The organism is Urechidicola vernalis, from assembly GCF_031846385.1.
Classification (GTDB): Bacteria; Bacteroidota; Bacteroidia; order Flavobacteriales; family Flavobacteriaceae; genus Urechidicola; species Urechidicola vernalis.
In genome coordinates this window covers 1-4,014 of record NZ_JAVRHV010000011.1, presented here as the reverse complement: position 1 = coordinate 4,014, position 4,014 = coordinate 1, and the positions used below count along the sequence as shown (strand labels likewise).

Here is a 4,014-nt window from a genome sequence, read left to right as displayed (position 1 = left end):
AAGTATCTCTTTTAATTATTATTAGTTAGATCCTAAATAAATGTATCCTGTGATTGGTTTAAATGCTGAACTGTCAACACCATTGCTTCCATTACCTCCAAGCACCTTAACTACATAATAGTATGTTCCTGTTGGTAAAGTTGCTGAAGACCCAATGGTCATCCCTCCTTCGGCATTATAACCTGTCCAATTATTCTGGTAATTTGTAGATTGATAAACCACTGCTCCCCATCTGTTAAATATCATAACATCATAGGTATATCCACATGTTTCTAATCCCGAGATTTCAAATGCCTCATTATGACCATCTCCATTCGGAGTCAATACTCTAGAAATTGCTATGTCATCAGTTGAACAAGGTAATACAACACAATCGTCGTTTACATTTATTCTAAACACCTCAGAGTACGCACAATCTGAATCGTTAGACCTATATGTGAATTCATAAACTCCTAATTGAACATTCGATGGGTCAAATGAGTTTCCACTCAATGCTCCACTATTATTATCATCAGACCAAGTACCGCTTACATCAATATCTGAAGATAACAATGTTAACAAGTCAAGACTTAAATCATCAATACATAAATCAATTATATTATTCGAATCAACCGTATCTAAAGACTCTACATTTATAGTTTGTACAAAAGTACTTTCATTACCACACTCATCTGTCAACACCCATGCTCTAATAATCTGATAATTCCCTTCAGAATCTGGATCCAATATCTGCTCTTCAAAAATTGTTGAAATTGCAGAACTACAATTATCTACTGCAAATATCTCAGCAGGTGAAGGAATATCAGCACAAGTAACGGTCAATTCACTGTCTGGGAATTCAATAATAGTTGGTGGTGTTGTATCAACAACCGTAATCACCTGTGTATGTGTCACTTCATTTCCAGCACAATCCATTGCAGACCATACTCTCGTTGTAGTATAATTCTGACAACCAGTACCAGGAACAATTGTTTCTTCGTTCAATGTCACTTCAATTTCTCCACCACAGTTGTCCATAGCAGTCATTGTTAATGGTGATGGTACTGCATCACACTCAACTGTAATATCCGTTGGGAATTCCGTCGAAGTAAACACTGGTGCAATAGTATCATTGATAGTTACCGTTTGACTGTATACTGTTTGGTTTCCACAAGCATCTGTCGCTGTCCAAGTATTGATAACATCTCCATTACATGCTGGTGCAGCTGATTGTGTAAATACTACACTTGGAGCTACATCACAACTATCAGAAGAAGTTACTCCTTGATCTCCTGGAATTTCAGCAGCACATGTTACTACAATATCCGCAGGCATCGTATCAAAAGTAGGACCTTCCGTATCTTCTAAAGTAATTACTTGAGTTGCACTTGCTGTGTTACCACATTCGTCTGTTGCTGTCCAAGTTCTTGTTATTATCATAGTATTTCCACAAGCATCAACTGTTGCATCACTTTCTGAAATAGTCACTGACCCACAAGTATCACTTGCTGTTGCTACTCCCGTTGCCTGAGCACTATAATCTCCTGTACATTCTATAGTAACATCTGCAGGAGCAACAATAGTTGGAGGTGTTGTATCAACGATAGTAATCACTTGATCTGCACTAGTTGCATTCCCACATTCGTCCGTTACAGTCCAAGTTCTTGTAATGATCATTGTGTTTCCACAAGTATCTTCAACTGAATCGTTCTCCGTAATCGTTACATTTCCACAAGTATCACTTCCTGTTGCCATTCCTGTTGCCTGAGAAGTATAATCTTCTGTACACTCAACAGTCATATCTTCTGGAACTACAATGCTTGGTGGTGTTGTATCTACAACTGTAATTACTTGATTTGCGCTTGTAGCGTTACCACACTCGTCAGTAGCCGTCCAAGTTCTTGTAATGACCATTGTATTTCCACACGTATCAACCATAGCATCACTTTCAGATATTGTTACATTTCCACAACTATCATCTCCTGTTGCCATTCCTGTTCCTTGTGAAGAATAATCTTCAGTACACTCTACTGTTACATCAGCAGGAACTACTAAAGTTGGTGGTGTTGTATCAACAACTGTAATGATTTGATCTCCTGACATCATATTTCCAGAATTATCTTCTGCTGTCCAAGTTCTTGTAATTATCATTGTGTTTCCACATGTTTCTACAACACTATCATTTTCAGTCACAGTAATTGCATCACAATTATCCGTTGCCGTTGCAACACCTGTTGATGCAGAACTAGTATCCTCCGTACATTCTACAGTAACATCTGCAGGAACTGTTAATGTTGGTGGCACTGTATCTTCTACCGTAATTACTTGATTTACTTGAGTTATATTCCCACATTGATCAGTAGCAGTCCATAATCTTGTAAGCACTCCTCCTGCTCCTCTTGTTGAAACAAATACATCTGAGTATGTAATTTCAACATCCGAATTTACATCAGAGAATACTGCTACTCCTTGTACACCTGTTCCTAAATCAGTATCACACTCCAAAGTAATGTTTGGTGGAATAGAAGATAAAACTGGTCCTAAACTATCTACTATAGTAAAGTTAGCAATTGTTGAAGTCGCATTCCCACATTCATCTATTGCCGTAAAAGTTACTTCAACTGACCCTGCTTTTCCACAGATATAATTAAAGTCTGTAAAATTGTGTGTCCAAGTAACATTAGAACAATTGTCTGTTGCTACCGCTCCACCTTGCGTGTTTATCCAGTTTTGGAATATCTGTAAGTTTCCTTCACCATCTGCTTCAACTGTTTCGTTAGACGCCTCAGTAATTATTACCGGAGCAACTGTATCTACAATTGTAATTGTTTGATCTGCACTTGATGTGTTACCACATGCGTCCGTAGCCGTCCAAGTTCTTGTAATTACTTTTGTGTTACCACAATTTTCAACTTCAGAATCACTTTCAGTAATTGTAATGTCTCCACAAGTATCACTTCCTATAGCTATTCCTTGAGACTGAGAACTTGCATCCTCTGTACACTCAATTGTAACATCTGCAGGTGCAGTAATTGAAGGTGGTGTTGTATCAACAACCGTAATTATTTGATCTACACTCGTTGCGTTTCCACACTCATCAGTAGCAGTCCAAGTTCTAGTAATTATCATTGTATTACCACAAGTATCAACTACTGCATCACTCTCTCCTACAGAAATTCCACTACAAGCGTCATAAATACCCGTTGGAGTTCCTGTTGCTTGAGAACTTGTATCTTCAGTACACTCAACCGTTACATCTGCCGGCGCAGTAATTGAAGGTGGAGTTGTATCCACTAATGTAAAGGTAGCAGTTGTCTCACTAAAGTTTCCACAACCATCTGTTGCTGTAAATGTAACTGTTACACTTCCTGTCATTCCACATTCATCACTTAAACTTCCAGCATTATTTGACCAAGTTACACTAGAACAATCATCACTCGCTGTTGCACCTCCATTAGAAGCCAACCAATCTGCTAGCTCTTGAACATTTCCTTCGCCATCGCATTCTACTGTTGTGTCTAATGCATCTGTATCTATACTTGGTGCGTTTGTATCTTGAATAGAATAAGTTGCTGTTGTAGAAGTAGAATTTCCACTTGGGTCAGTAGCAGTAAATATTACTTCAACTGGTTGAGAGCAATCAGAACCAGCTCCGCTATAATCATTACTCCATACAATTCCACAAGCATCTGAAGCAGTTGCTCCTCCATTATTTTGTAACCAAGCATCAATAGCTCCATTATTTCCTTGACCATCACACTCCACAATAATATTAGAAGCTGGTGTAATAATATTTGGATCTATATTATCTTCTACAGTAACCGTTGCGTCACATGTATTAACATTTCCATAGATATCTGTTACAGTCAATGTTACGATATTATCTCCAACATTGGAACAATCGAACGATGTCATTGATGCAACAATTGTGTCAATTGCACAGTTGTCTGTTGAACCACCATCAATATCTCCTTCAGTTATACTCACATTTCCAGTAGCATCCAATTGAATTGTAATGTCCTGACAAACTGCCAA

Annotated in this window: 1 protein-coding gene; it reads right to left on the bottom strand. The window is 38.1% G+C overall.

The genetic code is table 11. The features are described 5' to 3' along the window. Positions 1–21: 21 nt before the first annotated feature. Positions 22–4,014 (bottom strand): gliding motility-associated C-terminal domain-containing protein (locus tag RM519_RS13865; protein WP_311594426.1); only part of this gene is annotated, 3,993 nt, incomplete at its 5' end.